This is a genomic window from Neobacillus sp. C211 (assembly GCF_051842875.1).
Taxonomy (GTDB): domain Bacteria; phylum Bacillota; class Bacilli; order Bacillales; family Cytobacillaceae; genus Neobacillus.
The window spans coordinates 123,434-139,410 of sequence record NZ_JBPXRO010000005.1 but is presented as its reverse complement, the minus strand read 5'-3'; the positions used below and the strand labels follow the sequence as shown (position 1 = coordinate 139,410).

Here is a 15,977-nt window from a genome sequence, read left to right as displayed (position 1 = left end):
TAGGAAGAATGTCTGAAACTAAAATGGTTAAATTTATTATTTCACGTCAAGATAACGAAAATACTACTCCTTATCAGGAGGAATTTGAGGTTCCTTACCGTCCGAATATGAATGTCATCTCGGCGTTAATGGAAATCCGTAAGAACCCATTAAACGCAACAGGACAAGATTCTAGTCCTGTTGCATGGGATATGAACTGTCTTGAAGAAGTTTGCGGTGCATGTTCCATGGTGATCAACGGGAAGCCTCGTCAAGCCTGTTCAGCACTTGTCGACCAATTGGAGCAGCCGATTCGATTAGCTCCGATGAAAACTTTCCCAGTCGTTCGTGACTTGCAGGTTGACCGGAGTAGAATGTTTGATGCCTTAAAGAAAGTGAAAGCATGGATCCCAATCGATGGTACCTATGATTTGGGCCCAGGACCACGTATGCCTGAGACAAAGCGTCAATGGGCTTATGAGCTTTCTAAATGTATGACATGTGGGGTTTGCCTTGAGGCATGCCCGAACGTAAACAGCAAATCAAACTTTATTGGGGCACAGCCGCTTTCTCAAGTTCGTCTTTTCAATGCCCATCCAACTGGTGCAATGAATAAGGCAGAAAGACTTGAAGCGATAATGGGCGACGGCGGACTTGCAAACTGTGGGAACTCACAGAACTGTGTTCAATCTTGTCCGAAAGGTATTCCGTTGACTACCTCAATTGCTGCATTAAATCGTGATACAACCATTCAAGCCTTCAGAAGCTTCTTTGGAAGCGATCACGCATAGAATGGCGGAAGACTTTTCGTTTAATTAAAATGTGATTCAAAAAACCTTCTTTTCTATCATTGAAAAGAAGGTTTTTTGTCGTCTATGGGCTATAATTGCAATGGTTCTTTCAGTAGTGATTTGTTATACTCTTATTAATAACGTTAGTTCGTTGAAAAAGGAAGGTACATACAGGTGAAATCTAAATTTCCGCTGTTAATTATTCTTACAGGATTAATATTAGTAGGTATTGGGCTTTGGCAATTTATAGATGTGAAAACGCAAACACATGCTTCACTCAAGCAAGCTAAGGAACTAATAGCAGACCAGCCTGAAGATGCCTCTAAAAAGAGGGAAGTAAACAGCAAGCCGCCAAAAATGGGGGAGACAGTTGGTCTTTTAGCCATTCCAAAAATCAAAGCAGAGTTAGCAATCATCGAAGGAACCGACCCCGATGATCTCGAAAAAGGTGTCGGCCATTATAAAGGAGCCTATTATCCTGGTGATCAAGGACAAATTGTTCTTTCAGGACATCGAGACACCGTTTTTCGTAAATTAGGGGAACTTGAGATTGGCGATTCACTGAAGATGGAAATGCCGTATGGATCCTATACTTATGAAATAATTGATACCAAAATTGTTAAGTCTGATGATACGAGCATTATTACGCTCCAACATAATAAAGAGGAATTAATCTTAACAACTTGTTACCCGTTTAGTTATATAGGAAATGCCCCAAAACGATACATTATTTATGCAAAGCCCAAAAACTCCTAATCGCTAGGAGTTTTTTTTATAAAAACCAATCATCTGTTTGTAAATATAGTCACTACATTAGAACTGTTCACATAAGATATGTTGACTAAATATATACCCACCCCGTGTTCATACTGGCGAAGGCAAGGAGGGTTACAGTACTTGAAGGAGAATGTTTATAATCACAAGCCGTTACTCACCAAACGAGAAAGAGAAGTATTCGAGTTATTAGTACAAGACAAAACAACGAAAGAAATCGCTGGTGAATTATTTATAAGCGAAAAAACGGTTCGGAATCACATTTCAAATGCCATGCAAAAGCTTGGTGTAAAGGGGCGTTCACAAGCAGTTGTAGAGCTCCTTCGAATGGGAGAGCTAGAACTTTAATTATGACCGGCATCCTCTTGGGGAGGCCGGTTTAATTTTGAATAGATAGCCATAAAAAAGGTAAGCAAACAAAATGCTTACCCTTTTGTCTACAATGCAGATCAGCGATACTTGAAAAATACTTTTATGCTTACTTGAAAGCAGGCATTCTAAACCACAATATTAGCCGAGAAGTGGTATGACTAAATAAGAAGGCTGCTCTAACCCCCATAATAATTAAGGTTGAGAATAAGCTAAAGAGAATATTCAAAGCATATCCCTCCACATTGAAGATTCGTGTTAAAAAGTAACACTAAGGTTATTGTTAATCTAGGAAATAATTTTATTCAGGTTGTGTGTGATAATAACCACGAATTCAGTGCGAAATTGTCAACGAAAAGTAAATTTGTTACAAAAATTGCGAATAAATCTTCATAAATAAATTGATAATCTAGTTATAGACATTTAAAATAAACCTAGGATAAAAGAAATAATGCTTTTATCTCATCAAAGGATGTTTTTCTTGGAATACAAACAAGTGCAAACAGAACTGGCGGGTTATATTGGGAGAACACTCCGTGAAAACTTCGGCAAAGGTCCCGAATCTGTTTATGTTTCCTATAATCACACGATACTGACTGTTTATTTACGAAACTTTATTTCGCCTTCTGAAAGTGTTTTGTTAGGGCAGCAACAAGAAGCGATGATCCAAACAACAAGAGATTTGTTGATGCAAAAATTAATCCCTGAGTTTAAAGCCTATATTAAAATTTTGACAAGTATGGAAGTTAATGAGTTTTATTATGATTGGGATCTACATAATAAAAGTGGATTATTTGTTTGTATTGGCTCTACCTCGACCGAAATCGAAATTAATAATGAAAAAACCTGTAATTATCATGGTCAAGAATCTCTTCACCAAGAAATTAATAGAATAAGCCTTCAAGCGGAAAAAACGCCTGAAGAGGTCGGTTCCTATTTATTAAATGAAAGAACGCTGGTAGTTATTCGAAATGGAATTCTTGTGCCAATTGAGAAGGAGTTAATTCGTTTAGGGAATTTTGAGATATTAAGGATTGCGAAAAGGAATCTAGAGAAGCGATTATTACATAATAGCGGTAATTTTGAATCGATTCTACAAACGAAAGTGAATGATATATTTGTGGATTGGGATTTTTATCACGATAAAAGTGTAATCGTACTAATATTATCACCAACAGCATAAAGGCGGAAGTGAACTAGACAATTTCAATTGAGCTAGACATAAGCCAGGATGGGATGACTCCTATCTTGGCTTTTATTTTATGGGGGAAGGAATAGATAAATAGAGATGGGCAGTTTAATAAAAGCAACTTATAATGGATCAATTCAAACGAATATAGAAGAAGAATTAGAAAAACGTGAAGAATCCTATCGGGATTTAGTTGACAATTCACCTGACGCCGTAATCATTGCCTGTGAAGATGACATTCTTTTTATAAATGAAACGGGTGCAAGATTATTTGGAGCATCAAACAAAGAAGAAATTCAACAAAAGAAAATAGTCGATCTCATCCATCCTGATTATCATGGGCGTATTAAAGAACGGGTGGAAATAGTAACGCGTGGGGATGCAACAGACTTTTTTGAATATAAATTGATCAGGTTGGATGGCACTGTGTTTGAGGCGGAAGTAAAAGGAATTCCCACGATATTTCAAAATAAACCAGCAAGGCATGTTATTATCAGGGATATAACTGATCGAAAAAAAACACTAGAACTATTACTAAATGCTGAGAAATTAAATGTAGCTGGCCAATTGGCAGCAGGGATTGCACATGAAGTACGAAATCCACTTACTGCGATTAAAGGGTTTCTTCAATTAATAGAAACAAAGATAAATGACCATAAATCTTACTTTGATATTATCCAATCGGAAATTGATAGAATAGAACTCATTCTCAGTGAGTTATTGATACTCGCAAAACCACAAGATCTAAAGTTTGAGCCTGTGCTTTTACAAGCATTGATTGAAGATGTGAAAACTCTGATTGATACCCAGGCAATTATGAATAATGTGCAGATTGAATTTGTTAATGATTGTGGAAATTTAATCATCAACGGCGATAAAAATCAACTAAAACAAGTGGTTATAAATTTTCTAAAAAATGCGATTGAAGCGATGCCGAATGGTGGGGTGATCACTATTGAGCTGAAGAAGCACGGTTTTAATCAAGTAAAGATGCTAATTAAGGATACAGGAAGTGGAATGCCGCACCATGTATTAAAACGAGTAGGGGAACCATTTTTTACTACAAAAGAGAGCGGCACTGGATTAGGAATTATGAATTCCAAACAAATTGTAGAAAATCACCATGGGACCGTTCATTTTTGGAGCGATGAAAAAGGAACGCTAATCGAAGTGATACTGCCAATTAATGGAGATAAGATGGAAAGGTCTAAACAGAGGGGGAGAGTTTTTTCGAAAAAATGGTAAATAAAATAGGCAGGAGTTTTAATAAAGACTAAAATAGGAGGGCTGAGAACAACCTTCCTATTTTTGTTGAGTATTCTATTATTCCGGTGACTTGGTATAACTATATTCTAATTCATCTGTTTTTTCATTGAAATTTACCTGTAAATCATGTTCATTAAAAAACCACAAGTCCCTTTCTTCAACATAAAACCACATGCCCTCTGCTTCGAATTTAGTTATCATATCGATTGGCTCGTTATCTACTGTGAAACCGAGCGAAAAACCTTCTTGCACAGGGCTGTTTCCATAAACCTTTGGATAAAACTTCACCTTATCTCCTGTTTTTAACTCTACTTCGTCTTTAAACCACTTTAGTGCTGTCTTGCTGATTACAATTTCCATTCTTATCTCACCTTTGGTCGATTATTCTAATTTCTATTTTATTATACTCCAAAGAGTCTTAAACTAATATTTCTAATAGTTTCAACTTGAATTTTTAGCGAAAAAAGTAGAAAATAAGGTAAGTATTTAGATATTTAACTTTTAAACAATATGTTTAAATAGATATGGTCTTGAGGAGAAGAGAAGCTTTTTATAGGAGTGTTATGAGATGAAACACGAAAATTCACAAGAAGCAAATGGTGACATTGTTGCCAACATTGAGAAGGATTTACGCTACATCTCTGGGATCATCAAGCAAAAAGGAAGAGAAATGCTAAGTAATTATACGATTACTCCACCGCAATTCATTGCATTGCAATGGCTCTTTGAAGATGGTGATATGACAATTGGGGAGCTCTCTAATAAGATGTATTTGGCATGCAGTACGACGACAGATCTTGTTGATCGAATGGAGAAAAATTTACTCGTAGAGCGGGTAAAAAATCCAAACGATCGTCGTGTTGTCAGAATTCATCTACTTGAAGAGGGCAAGCGAATCATTGATGAAGTGATTAAAAAGCGTCAAGTCTATTTAGAAGAAGTGTTGGTCGATTTCTCATCTGAAGAAATTCAACTTCTTCAAAAAAGCTTAACGAAATTGCATCAGGAAATGCGTTAAAAGAGGCGATAAGTTTGAAACAAGCAATTGGTGTTATTGATTCCGGCGTTGGCGGATTAACTGTTGCCAAAGAGGTAATCAGACAGCTTCCAAATGAGAAAATCATCTATTTGGGGGATACCGCACGTTGCCCATATGGTCCGAGAACAACAAAGGAAGTAAAGAGGTTCACTTGGGAAATGACCTCTTTTTTATTAGAAAAGAAGATTAAGATGCTCGTAATTGCCTGCAATACGGCAACAGCAGCGGCACTAGACGAGATTCGTAAGGAATTGTCCATCCCAGTCTTAGGGGTAATTAATCCTGGAGCACGGGCGGCAATCAAAAAGACAAAAAACTACCGTGTCGGAATTATCGGCACAGTGGGTACAGTAAAAAGTGGTGCTTATGAAAGAGCCTTGAAATCATTAAATAGCCGGCTTTTTGTCAAAGCACATGCTTGTCCAAAATTTGTCCCTCTTGTAGAGAGTGATGAATTTGGTGGATCGATTGCGGAAAGAATTGTCGACGAGGCTTTAAAGCCGATGCAGAATCAGAACCTGGATACCCTTATTTTAGGCTGCACCCATTACCCATTGCTTGAGCCTGTCATAAAAAATGTCATGGGTGAGTCTGTAAGCGTAATTAGCTCTGGTGATGAGACCGCTCGAGAAATAAGTGCAATCCTCCAATTTAATGGGTTACTTGATTCGTGTGAAGAAGAACCAGAGCATGAATTTTACACAACCGGTTCAAGGCGGATATTTTCAAAAATCGCCTCACAATGGCTGGGGAATCCAATTAACAATGTGCAAAAGATCAAGCTATAAGTCGAGCCTTCTTTAAATAAGAGGCTCGTTTTTATTTTGCTGAAAAAACGATAACGTCCACCACTCGTGGACATTTGTACACGAGTGGTGCCTGACACCAATTTTACCATTGTTACTATTGTTACTATTTATGTTATTTTTTTAAATATTGTTCTATTTTTCTTGTGTAAGTCGGTCTAATTTCTCTCTAGGTTCGTATACATGTTAGTACAAACTGTCTTAGGGGGAAATAGTTATGTCTAAAAATAAAGCAAAGATCCTTTTGTCGACTGTGCTTACTTCAACAGTTCTACTGTCAGGTTGTGGATTATTAGGGTCGGAAACACAGAAGAAAATTGATCCACCAAAGAGTACGACGATTGCGGAAAAAACAACGAGTAAGGAACCGACGGCTAAAGAAACGGCTAAGCAAGAAGACACAGTCAAAACGGAGCTTTATCTGATTGATAAAGATGGCTATGTTGTACCGCAAACGTTGGACCTACCGAAAACAACATCAGTTGCTAAACAAGCCCTTGAATATTTAGTGGCGAATGGACCTGTTACAGATCAACTACCAAATGATTTTCGAGCAGTCCTCCCAGAGGACACGGATCTGTCTGTGAATATTGATAAAGATGGCGTGGCCACGGTTAATTTTTCAAAAGAGTTTAAGAATTACCAAGCTGAAGATGAGATGAAGATCCTCCAATCGGTCACTTGGACGCTGACTCAGTTTGATAATGTTAAAACCGTTAAGCTAAAAATGAACGGTCATGATTTAACGGAAATGCCTGTTAATGGAACACCAATAAGTGAAAACCTTTCAAGAGCCACCGGTATTAACTATGATACAGCGGATGTAACTGATATCACCAATACCAAACCAGTAACTGTCTATTATATTGGCGGTGAAGAAGGCTCCTACTATTATGTACCTGTGACGCGCCGGGTTAGCAACACTGAGAAAGATCCCTATGTTGCAGTCGTCAATGAATTAATAAAAGGACCTAGTGGGAAATCACCACTCGTATCTGAATTTATGTCAGATGTTAAACTCCTAGAGGCGCCAAAGTACGAGGACGGACAAGTAACCTTGAACTTTAATGAGAATATTTTTGGCAGCTTTGAAGAAAAGGAAATTTCACAGCATTTACTAGATGCACTCGTGCTTTCCTTAACGGAACAAGAGGGTGTTGAAAAAGTGGCTGTTCAAGTAAATGGCAAGGCAGACATCAAAAATGACAATGGCAAAAAATTAACTGAACCAGTAACTCGACCAGAAAAAGTCAATACAGGTAGTTTTTAAAAAAAATTATTTGTTATACTATATAGTGACCAAGAAAGAGGTTGGCTTTAAGCCCGCCTCTTCTTTATTTGGTATAAGTAAAATTCATGTACCAATTTAAAAATGCTTTACAAAGTTGAAGGAGGTAGTATTTGTGCGTGTTGATGGAAGAGAGCCGCTCCAACTAAGGCCCATACATATTGAACCAAATTATTTAATGCACCCTGAAGGTTCTGTCCTTATTTCTGTTGGTGATACGAAAGTAATTTGTGCTGCAAGTATTGAAGAGAGAGTTCCTCATTTTATGAGAGGGGAAGGCAAAGGCTGGATTACTGCCGAGTATTCGATGCTGCCAAGGGCGACAGAAACAAGAAACATTCGCGAATCGTCAAAAGGGAAGGTCTCTGGCCGGACAATGGAAATTCAACGGTTAATCGGGCGTGCCCTTAGAGCAGTTGTCGATTTAGGGGCGTTGGGTGAAAAAACCGTTTGGATCGATTGCGATGTGATCCAAGCGGATGGCGGGACACGAACAGCCTCGATCACCGGTGCATTTGTGGCGATGACCCTCGCTTTAAATTCTTTAGCAGAGAAAAAGTCGTTTGCAAGGTTTCCGATTACGGATTATTTAGCGGCAACAAGTGTGGGGATTTTACAAAATGACCAAACTGTTCTTGACTTAAATTATGCAGAGGATTCTAAGGCACAGGTCGATATGAATGTAGTCATGACTGGAAATGGCGAATTTGTTGAACTGCAGGGAACGGGCGAGGAATCAACATTCTCCTACGAGCAGCTTCAAGGTCTGCTTAGTGCTGCTCAAACTGGGCTTATGGACCTATTTGAACGACAAAAAGAGGTTCTAGGTGAAGAGATTACCCGAAAAATAGAATCTCGAAGACAAAAATAAGGGGCGGTTATGAGTGAAAGAAGTTATTATTGCGACGAAAAATCCTGGAAAGGCGCGGGAATTTGAGCATATCTTTGCATCAAGAGGGATCGAAGTCCGAACCTTGCTTGATTTTCCTGAAATCCCGGACGTAGACGAAACGGGTACGACCTTTGAAGAAAATGCGATCTTGAAGGCGGAGGCTGTCTCCCAAGCACTTGGGAAAATGGTGATAGGCGACGATTCTGGCCTGATGGTGGACGCGCTTGAAGGAAGACCAGGAATCTATTCAGCACGCTATGCTGGGGAACCAAAAAATGATCAGAACAATACAAATAAAGTGCTGTCAGAATTAAAAGCACTTCCAGATGAAAAGCGATCCGCACGATTCTACTGTGCTTTAGCTGTCGCCGTTCCAGGTCAAGAAACCATAACAGTGTCAGGCACCTGTGAAGGTCGTATTCTTGAAGAACAAAGAGGTACCAATGGATTTGGCTATGATCCTGTTTTTTATGTGCCTGAGAAAGGTCTAGCCATGGCCGAATTATCATCAGAAGAAAAAAATAAAATCAGCCACCGTGCAAATGCGTTGAAAAAGCTCGATGTGGTCTTGGATTCTATTTTAGAAAGAGCGGAGAAGTAATGAGCAAGATTTTAGTGGTTAGTGATAGCCATGGGTTGACGAAAGAACTCCAAGTGTTAAGAGAAAGGCATTCTGAAGATGTTGATTTAATGATTCATTGTGGCGATTCGGAATTGATGCCTGATGATCAAGCGATATCTGGTTATATAACGGTAAGGGGAAATTGTGATTTCGGCAGCGGATATCCGTTGGAGATGATGGCTGAGGAGGCGGGGAAGAAATTCTTCATTACGCATGGGCATCTTTATTCAGTAAAATCTTCTTTGATGAATATTAAATATAAAGCACAGGAAGTAAACGCCGATATCGTCTGTTTTGGCCACTCGCATGTCCTTGGTGCGGAAGTGATCGATGGTACCTTATTTTTAAATCCAGGCAGCATTCGTTTGCCAAGGGAACGCTTAGAAAAAACCTATGTTATTCTTGATTTGCAGGATGAGAAAGTTAAAATGTCAGTGTTTGAAGCGGATGGACGGGAAATTCCAGAGCTTGCTCGTGAATTTACCCCTCGATAAATGAGAGGGAGATTTCCTCTCCCTTTTATTTTTTTAAAAAAATAATCGAAAGTCTGTTGACTTTTTGTTATTACGGTAATATAATAAATCTTGTCTTAAACAACTTATATGTCCCAGTAGCTCAGCTGGATAGAGCAACGCCCTTCTAAGGCGTGGGTCGGGAGTTCGAATCTCTCCTGGGACGCTATACTACATGGTAGAAAAAAACTCACTTTTATAAGTGAGTTTTTTTTGCCTTCTATTTATGCTAAACTATGTTCCAAGACTATCATAAGGACGGATTTTATGAAAAAACGGGAACCTGTGAAAAGAATAGATAATGTGATCTTTTTTCCCGGACTTGAAAAAAGATTAACTGACAAAGGTCTGGAAAACCTTGAAAAGAAAAAATTCAATGAAGCGATAAACCTTTTGGAAGAAGCCAGAGAGCACGATCCTGACAATGACGAAATATTGATTGGTTTGGTTCTGGCCTATTTTGAAGCATCTTCTTTTCAAAAAGCAAAAGCACTTGCCAAAGAAATGCTTCATAAAGGAATTGGGGACTATTTGCAAATGGTCGATCTCTATTTGACGGTCCTGATCCAGCTTCATGAATACCAGGAAATTGTAACAACAATTGAAGTCTTATTAGAAGAAAAAGAGATTCCGCCTGAAAAACATGACCACTTTTTAACCATCCTGCAATTCAGCAGGAGAATGGCAGAAAACCGTCAACCAGACACAGAAACAGAAACTGAATCAATTACATATGACATCACCCCAGAGGAAACAAACGTTCATGAACTAAACCTTTTTTCGATTGATAATCTAAACGAACAAATGCTCCTCGTTTCGAGCTTGGCTGAGAAAAACATTCGCCCCTACCTCCCTGAGATTGCCGAATATTTGGCAGCAGAAGCTGGACATCCATTCCTTAAAACAATCCTGTTATCTCTTTTAAAAGAACAGGAAATTGATAGAGAATTATCTGTCATGAAATTTGAGATGGAGAAAAAAGTTATTCCAACACATCTTCCAGAAGTTAGGGAAGAACCAAGATTGAAAGAGGTAAAGGCTTTATTAGAGGCTCAATTGGAAAGTGAAGACCCCGTTCTTTTTGAAAACAGCTTCAGAATGGCAGAGCGAAATTTTTTTATAAGCTATCCTTTCGAATTGCAGCCGAAAAGCACTGCTGCTTGGGCTGCAGCCTTTCACCACTTGGCCGAATATTACCTAGGTATGGACATAAAGATACATCACTTGTCCGGAGAATATGAAGTTCCGGTGGAGGAAATAGAAGAAGCTATCGCAATGATTGAGGTAATTGAGAAAATTTCTTATCCTAATATATAGGCTTCGCTGTTGAAAGAAAACAAACCTATGTTATAATGTAGTGGTTGCATTGTGTAAAAAACACATTTAAAAGAAGGATAATAGCTTGATGGACAAGTTATTTCCAAACTCAAATTCGTTACGAATGATATGAGAATAGATTGTTGGAGGGAAAATGTATGTCAGCAAAATGGGAAAAACTAGAAGGTAACCGCGGCGTTCTTACGGTTGAAGTAAGTGCGGAAAAAGTAAATGAAGGACTAACTGCGGCTTTTAACAAAGTTGTTAAGCAAGTAAATGTTCCAGGCTTCCGTAAAGGAAAAATGCCTCGTCCAATGTTTGAAAAGCGTTTTGGTGTAGAATCACTTTATCAAGATGCATTAGATATTCTTCTTCCAGAAGCATACGGAAGTGCAATTGACGAAACAGGCATCGAGCCAATCGACCGTCCAGATATCGACATCGAGCAAATGGAAAAAGGCAAAGAACTTATCTTCAAAGCTACTGTTCAAGTAAAGCCTGAAGTAACATTAGGCGAATACAAAGGCTTAGAAGTAGAAGCACTCGATACAAACGTTACTGACGAAGACGTTGCTAACGAACTAAAAACTCTTCAAGAGCGTCAAGCTGAGCTTGTAGTTAAAGAAGAAGGCACAATTGAAAATGGTGATACTGTTGTTCTAGATTTCGAGGGATTCGTTGATGGCGAAGCGTTCGAAGGTGGAAAAGCTGAAAACCATTCACTTGAAATTGGTTCAGGATCATTCATCCCTGGCTTTGAAGAGCAATTAGTAGGTTTAGCTACTGGCGAATCCAAAGACGTGGAAGTTACATTCCCTGAAGAATATCATGCAGCTGAGCTTGCTGGTAAACCTGCAGTATTCAAAGTAACGATTCATGAGATTAAAGGTAAAGAACTTCCTGCATTAGATGACGAGTTTGCTAAAGATGTGGATGATGAAGTTGAAACATTAGACGCACTTAAAGAGAAAATCAAAACTCGTTTAGAAAACAGCAAAAAGCACGAAGCTGAGCATCATTTACGTGATACAGTTGTTGAAAAAGCTGCTGCAAATGCAGAAGTGGAAATTCCAGATGTAATGGTCAACAGCGAAGTAAATCGTATGCTTCAAGAATTCGAACAACGCTTACAAATGCAAGGTATGAACCTTGAACTTTACTTCCAATTCTCAGGTCAAGACGAAAATGCTTTACGTGAGCAAATGAAAGAAGAAGCTGTAATTCGCGTTCGTACGAACTTAACATTAGAAGCGATTGCTAAGGCTGAAAACCTTGAAGTAACTGAAGAAGAAGTTGATGCAGAACTTGAGAACATGGCTGGAATGTACAACATGACCGTTGATAGCATTAAACAAGCATTAGGCGGACTTGAAGGTATCAAATCAGACCTTAAACTTAAAAAAGCAGTTGACTTTATTGTTGAAAACAAGAAGTAATGTTTAAAATATTGCAAGGCACGATTTGAATCGTGCCTTGTTTTATACATTTTTTCAATTACATATTATAATAAGAAGTGGGAACATTTTTAACAATGGGCAGGAAAACAAGTTAGACATAGCGAATAAACAATAAATAATTTCCAGACAGGTTTGAGATTTATTTTCCTCATAATGGTTAAGATTAATGAGTACATAAGTTTTTAAAATGAATCACACCTAACAAAATGAGAGTTCTGAAAAACATATTTACCCTAAGCTTTTTATTTCCAGTCCATTGGCTTTATGTGTTACAATGCAACATACATACTATTCAATTATTAGAAAAAGACTCGAATTTTGGTTGTGTGATTCGCAAGTTACAATAGGGTTTTAACACGTTTTAAGGGGTGAAAGGATTGTTTAAATTTAATGATGAAAAAGGACAATTAAAGTGTTCCTTCTGTGGTAAAACGCAGGACCAAGTTCGTAAACTGGTTGCCGGGCCAGGAGTTTACATATGTGACGAATGTATTGAACTTTGCACCGAAATCGTTGAGGAAGAACTTGGAACGGAAGAAGAAGTAGAATTTAAAGATGTACCAAAGCCAAAAGAAATTTGTGAAATTCTTGATGAATATGTTATTGGTCAAGATCAAGCAAAGAAGTCTCTTTCTGTTGCAGTTTACAATCACTATAAGCGCATCAATTCTAATAGCAAAATAGATGATGTTGAGCTTGCAAAGAGTAATATTTGTATGATTGGACCTACAGGAAGCGGTAAAACTTTACTAGCACAAACACTGGCACGTATTCTGAATGTACCTTTTGCGATTGCAGATGCAACTTCCCTTACCGAAGCTGGATATGTTGGGGAAGATGTTGAGAACATTTTATTAAAATTAATTCAATCTGCTGATTATGATGTTGAAAAGGCAGAAAAAGGAATTATTTATATTGATGAAATTGATAAAATCGCACGAAAATCCGAAAATCCTTCGATTACAAGGGATGTTTCTGGTGAAGGTGTTCAACAAGCATTATTAAAAATTCTTGAAGGTACGGTTGCAAGTGTTCCACCACAAGGGGGAAGAAAACACCCGCATCAAGAATTTATCCAAATCGATACAACGAATATTTTATTTATCTGCGGCGGAGCATTTGACGGGATTGAACCGATTATTAAGCGTCGTTTAGGCCAAAAAGTTATTGGTTTTGGTTCAGATATTAAGCAGCAGGAAGTGGGACAAAAAGAACTTCTTTCCAAAGTATTACCTGAAGACTTATTACGCTTTGGATTAATTCCTGAATTTATCGGACGTCTTCCTGTAATCGCAAGTCTTGAGCAATTGGACGAAGCAGCATTGATTGAAATTTTAACAAAGCCAAAAAATGCACTTGTTAAACAATATCAAAAAATGCTTGAAATCGATGAGGTTGAACTTCAATTTGAAGAAGGCGCATTGACTGAAATTGCCAAAAAGGCAATTGAACGCAAAACCGGCGCCCGTGGTTTACGTTCGATTATCGAAGGAATTATGCTCGATGTTATGTTTGACCTACCTTCACGTGATGACATTACAAAGTGTGTCATTACTAAAGAAACGGTTATTAACAATAGTGTTCCAAAACTTCTTTTGGAAGATGGAACTGTTGTTGCTGAAGAAAAATCTGCATAATAATTGACGAAGACTCGGCTTAGGCCGGGTCTTTTCTAGTTGTATCGTCCCTCCGAACAGTTTCTTACAATTTGTGGTTTATTCCACCCCACTGCAGGAAATACTTATTAATATATATTTAGTAATAAGTTGAAATGCAGGAGGGAAATGTATGAGTTGGACGGGGATTGCCTTATTTATACAGCTATTTTTCGGAATCATCATTGGGCTGTATTTTTGGAATTTGCTGAGGAATCAGCGGACACAAAAAGTATCCATTGATCGGGAATCCCGAAAGGAAATGGATCAGCTTCGCAAAATGAGATCCATTTCACTTACAGAACCATTAGCTGAAAAAGTTCGTCCTACAAGTTTTCAAGACATTGTCGGCCAAGAAGATGGAATCAAATCATTAAAAGCAGCACTATGTGGACCAAATCCGCAGCATGTGATCATTTATGGACCGCCAGGAATTGGAAAAACAGCAGCTGCACGGCTTGTGTTAGAAGAGGCTAAAAAAAACCGTAAATCACCATTTAAACCTGAATCCGTGTTTATTGAACTAGACGCAACAACGGCACGATTTGATGAAAGAGGTATTGCCGATCCCTTAATTGGTTCCGTTCATGACCCAATCTATCAAGGTGCGGGAGCGATGGGACAAGCAGGAATTCCACAGCCGAAACAAGGGGCAGTTACCAACGCCCATGGCGGTGTCTTGTTTATCGATGAAATCGGCGAATTGCATCCGATTCAAATGAATAAGCTGTTAAAAGTATTAGAGGATCGCAAGGTCTTCCTGGAAAGTGCGTATTACCACGAGGAAAATAACCAAATCCCGACGCATATCCATGATATTTTCAAAAATGGACTTCCGGCTGATTTTCGTTTAATCGGCGCGACAACAAGAACGCCGAGTGAGATCCCGCCTGCGATTCGATCGCGCTGTATGGAGGTTTTCTTCAGGGATTTAAATCAGGAAGAAATTGTGGAAATTGCCAATAATGCCGCGAAAAAAGTTAACCTTCAAATAAGCGAACTTGGTGTGAATACCATCGCAAACTATGCAAGAAATGGCCGTGAAACAGTCAATTTGATTCAAATCGCTGCAGGACTTGCGATTACGGAAGACCGTAATTTTATCAAGGATGAAGATATTGAATGGGTCATTCATGCTAGTCAAATGTCACCAAGAATGGAAAGAAAGATTAATGATATTTCTCATGTCGGACTTATCAATGGACTGGCAGTCTATGGTCCGAATTCAGGTGCATTACTAGAAATCGAAGTGACTGTGATCCCAGCAAAAGATAAAGGATCGATCAATATTACTGGAATCGTAGATGAAGAAAGTATTGGCGGACAAGGGAAATCGATTCGTCGGAAGAGTATGGCGCGCGGTTCGATTGAAAACGTTATCACTGTTTTGCGATCAATGGGTGTACCAGCAAATGACTATGATATCCATGTGAATTTCCCAGGTGGTGTTCCCATTGACGGACCATCGGCCGGAATCGCAATGGCGACGGGAATTTATTCCGCTATTTATAAAATTCCAATCGATAACACCGTGGCAATGACAGGAGAAATAAGCATCCATGGAAATGTAAAGCCGATTGGCGGTGTCTATCCAAAGGTGAAGGCAGCGAAAAAAGCAGGAGTAAAAACGGTGATCATCCCAGAAGAAAATATGCAAACAATTCTTAAAGAAATTGACGGAATCAATATTATTCCCGTTACCCATCTACACGAGGTATTTGAGATTGCCCTAGTAAATGACTATCAGAAAATGGATGCGATCCCTGCATCGATTGAACTATCAAAAAAAGAGAGTATCTAACGAAAAACTTCGGTTTGTGGTTCAATAGGCAAACCGAAGTTTTTTATTGCATAATAATTAATGTGAGAAATCTAACAGAAACATAGAAAGAATTCTTTATGTTTGGGGAAAATAAATTCATGCTGAAAATGAGGTTTCATACACCATCTCTAAAAATAGACACTTAAAAATAAATAGGATAGAATTGTACAAAGACCATTCTGATTTTGCAGTAAAAAAA

16 protein-coding genes and 1 tRNA gene are annotated in these 15,977 nt (G+C 38.4%); 16 read left to right on the top strand and 1 reads right to left on the bottom strand.

Annotation, left to right across the window (positions count from 1 at the left end):
- Positions 1–8 precede the first annotated feature (8 nt).
- The 5 genes from sdhB (at position 9) to ACSU6B_RS07160 (ending at position 4,347) form a co-directional block, all read left to right on the top strand.
- Positions 9–770: a succinate dehydrogenase iron-sulfur subunit gene (sdhB, locus tag ACSU6B_RS07180; RefSeq protein WP_410883937.1), complete on the top strand. Its 762-nt coding sequence runs from the start codon at positions 9–11 to the stop codon at positions 768–770.
- Positions 771–944: 174 nt separating this feature from the next.
- Positions 945–1,526 carry a class D sortase gene (locus tag ACSU6B_RS07175; protein ID WP_410883935.1) on the top strand — a complete coding sequence of 194 codons (582 nt, stop codon included), beginning with the start codon at positions 945–947 and terminating at the stop codon, positions 1,524–1,526.
- Between the two features lie 141 nt (positions 1,527–1,667).
- A complete protein-coding gene (gene gerE, locus ACSU6B_RS07170) occupies positions 1,668–1,892 on the top strand; it encodes a spore germination transcription factor GerE (protein ID WP_026563391.1) in 225 nt (74 codons plus the stop codon).
- A gap of 502 nt (positions 1,893–2,394) precedes the next feature.
- Positions 2,395–3,096 carry a Na-translocating system protein MpsC family protein gene (locus tag ACSU6B_RS07165; protein ID WP_410883933.1) on the top strand — a complete coding sequence of 234 codons (702 nt, stop codon included), beginning with the start codon at positions 2,395–2,397 and terminating at the stop codon, positions 3,094–3,096.
- 105 nt (positions 3,097–3,201) lie between these two features.
- The gene (locus ACSU6B_RS07160) at positions 3,202–4,347 is read left to right on the top strand and encodes an ATP-binding protein (RefSeq protein WP_410883931.1); all 1,146 of its coding nucleotides are present in this window, start codon (positions 3,202–3,204) and stop codon (positions 4,345–4,347) included.
- Positions 4,348–4,425: 78 nt separating this feature from the next.
- Here the strand turns inward: ACSU6B_RS07160 and ACSU6B_RS07155 are convergent, their stop codons facing one another.
- On the bottom strand, positions 4,426–4,728 hold the full coding sequence (locus tag ACSU6B_RS07155) for a HesB/YadR/YfhF family protein (protein ID WP_410883929.1): 303 nt from the start codon (positions 4,726–4,728) through the stop codon (positions 4,426–4,428).
- A 208-nt stretch (positions 4,729–4,936) separates the two neighbouring features.
- Between ACSU6B_RS07155 and ACSU6B_RS07150 the strand changes: the two genes are divergently transcribed.
- The 11 genes from ACSU6B_RS07150 (at position 4,937) to lonB (ending at position 15,757) form a co-directional block, all read left to right on the top strand.
- On the top strand, positions 4,937–5,386 hold the full coding sequence (locus tag ACSU6B_RS07150; protein WP_215000924.1) for a MarR family winged helix-turn-helix transcriptional regulator: 450 nt from the start codon (positions 4,937–4,939) through the stop codon (positions 5,384–5,386).
- 14 nt (positions 5,387–5,400) lie between these two features.
- Entirely contained in the window at positions 5,401–6,195 is a 795-nt protein-coding gene (gene racE / locus ACSU6B_RS07145; protein WP_410883927.1) for a glutamate racemase, read from the top strand.
- A 235-nt stretch (positions 6,196–6,430) separates the two neighbouring features.
- A complete protein-coding gene (locus ACSU6B_RS07140) occupies positions 6,431–7,483 on the top strand; it encodes a GerMN domain-containing protein (RefSeq protein ID WP_410883925.1) in 1,053 nt (350 codons plus the stop codon).
- A gap of 133 nt (positions 7,484–7,616) precedes the next feature.
- Entirely contained in the window at positions 7,617–8,372 is a 756-nt protein-coding gene (gene rph / locus ACSU6B_RS07135; protein WP_215000920.1) for a ribonuclease PH, read from the top strand.
- Between the two features lie 13 nt (positions 8,373–8,385).
- Positions 8,386–8,994: an XTP/dITP diphosphatase gene (locus tag ACSU6B_RS07130; protein ID WP_410883923.1), complete on the top strand. Its 609-nt coding sequence runs from the start codon at positions 8,386–8,388 to the stop codon at positions 8,992–8,994.
- Positions 8,994–9,509, top strand: coding sequence for a metallophosphoesterase family protein (locus ACSU6B_RS07125; RefSeq protein WP_410883921.1), 516 nt, complete (start codon positions 8,994–8,996; stop codon positions 9,507–9,509). Before ACSU6B_RS07130 ends, ACSU6B_RS07125 begins: the two co-directional genes overlap by 1 nt.
- Positions 9,510–9,619: 110 nt before the next feature.
- Positions 9,620–9,693 (top strand) — tRNA-Arg (locus ACSU6B_RS07120).
- Between the two features lie 101 nt (positions 9,694–9,794).
- Entirely contained in the window at positions 9,795–10,844 is a 1,050-nt protein-coding gene (locus ACSU6B_RS07115; RefSeq protein ID WP_410883919.1) for a tetratricopeptide repeat protein, read from the top strand.
- A 158-nt stretch (positions 10,845–11,002) separates the two neighbouring features.
- The gene (gene tig, locus ACSU6B_RS07110) at positions 11,003–12,280 is read left to right on the top strand and encodes a trigger factor (protein WP_410883917.1); all 1,278 of its coding nucleotides are present in this window, start codon (positions 11,003–11,005) and stop codon (positions 12,278–12,280) included.
- Positions 12,281–12,678: 398 nt separating this feature from the next.
- On the top strand, positions 12,679–13,938 hold the full coding sequence (gene clpX, locus ACSU6B_RS07105) for an ATP-dependent protease ATP-binding subunit ClpX (protein ID WP_088089168.1): 1,260 nt from the start codon (positions 12,679–12,681) through the stop codon (positions 13,936–13,938).
- A 151-nt stretch (positions 13,939–14,089) separates the two neighbouring features.
- The gene (gene lonB, locus ACSU6B_RS07100; protein ID WP_215000905.1) at positions 14,090–15,757 is read left to right on the top strand and encodes an ATP-dependent protease LonB; all 1,668 of its coding nucleotides are present in this window, start codon (positions 14,090–14,092) and stop codon (positions 15,755–15,757) included.
- Positions 15,758–15,977 lie beyond the last annotated feature (220 nt).

Coding starts and splice junctions, on each gene's coding strand:
- sdhB (WP_410883937.1), top strand. CDS start 9: ATGTCTGAAACTAAAATGGTTAAATTTATTATTTCACGTCAAGATAAC.
- ACSU6B_RS07160 (WP_410883931.1), top strand. CDS start 3,202: ATGGGCAGTTTAATAAAAGCAACTTATAATGGATCAATTCAAACGAAT.
- ACSU6B_RS07155 (WP_410883929.1), bottom strand. CDS start 4,728: ATGGAAATTGTAATCAGCAAGACAGCACTAAAGTGGTTTAAAGACGAA.
- ACSU6B_RS07150 (WP_215000924.1), top strand. CDS start 4,937: ATGAAACACGAAAATTCACAAGAAGCAAATGGTGACATTGTTGCCAAC.
- ACSU6B_RS07140 (WP_410883925.1), top strand. CDS start 6,431: ATGTCTAAAAATAAAGCAAAGATCCTTTTGTCGACTGTGCTTACTTCA.
- ACSU6B_RS07125 (WP_410883921.1), top strand. CDS start 8,994: ATGAGCAAGATTTTAGTGGTTAGTGATAGCCATGGGTTGACGAAAGAA.
- ACSU6B_RS07115 (WP_410883919.1), top strand. CDS start 9,795: ATGAAAAAACGGGAACCTGTGAAAAGAATAGATAATGTGATCTTTTTT.
- tig (WP_410883917.1), top strand. CDS start 11,003: ATGTCAGCAAAATGGGAAAAACTAGAAGGTAACCGCGGCGTTCTTACG.
- lonB (WP_215000905.1), top strand. CDS start 14,090: ATGAGTTGGACGGGGATTGCCTTATTTATACAGCTATTTTTCGGAATC.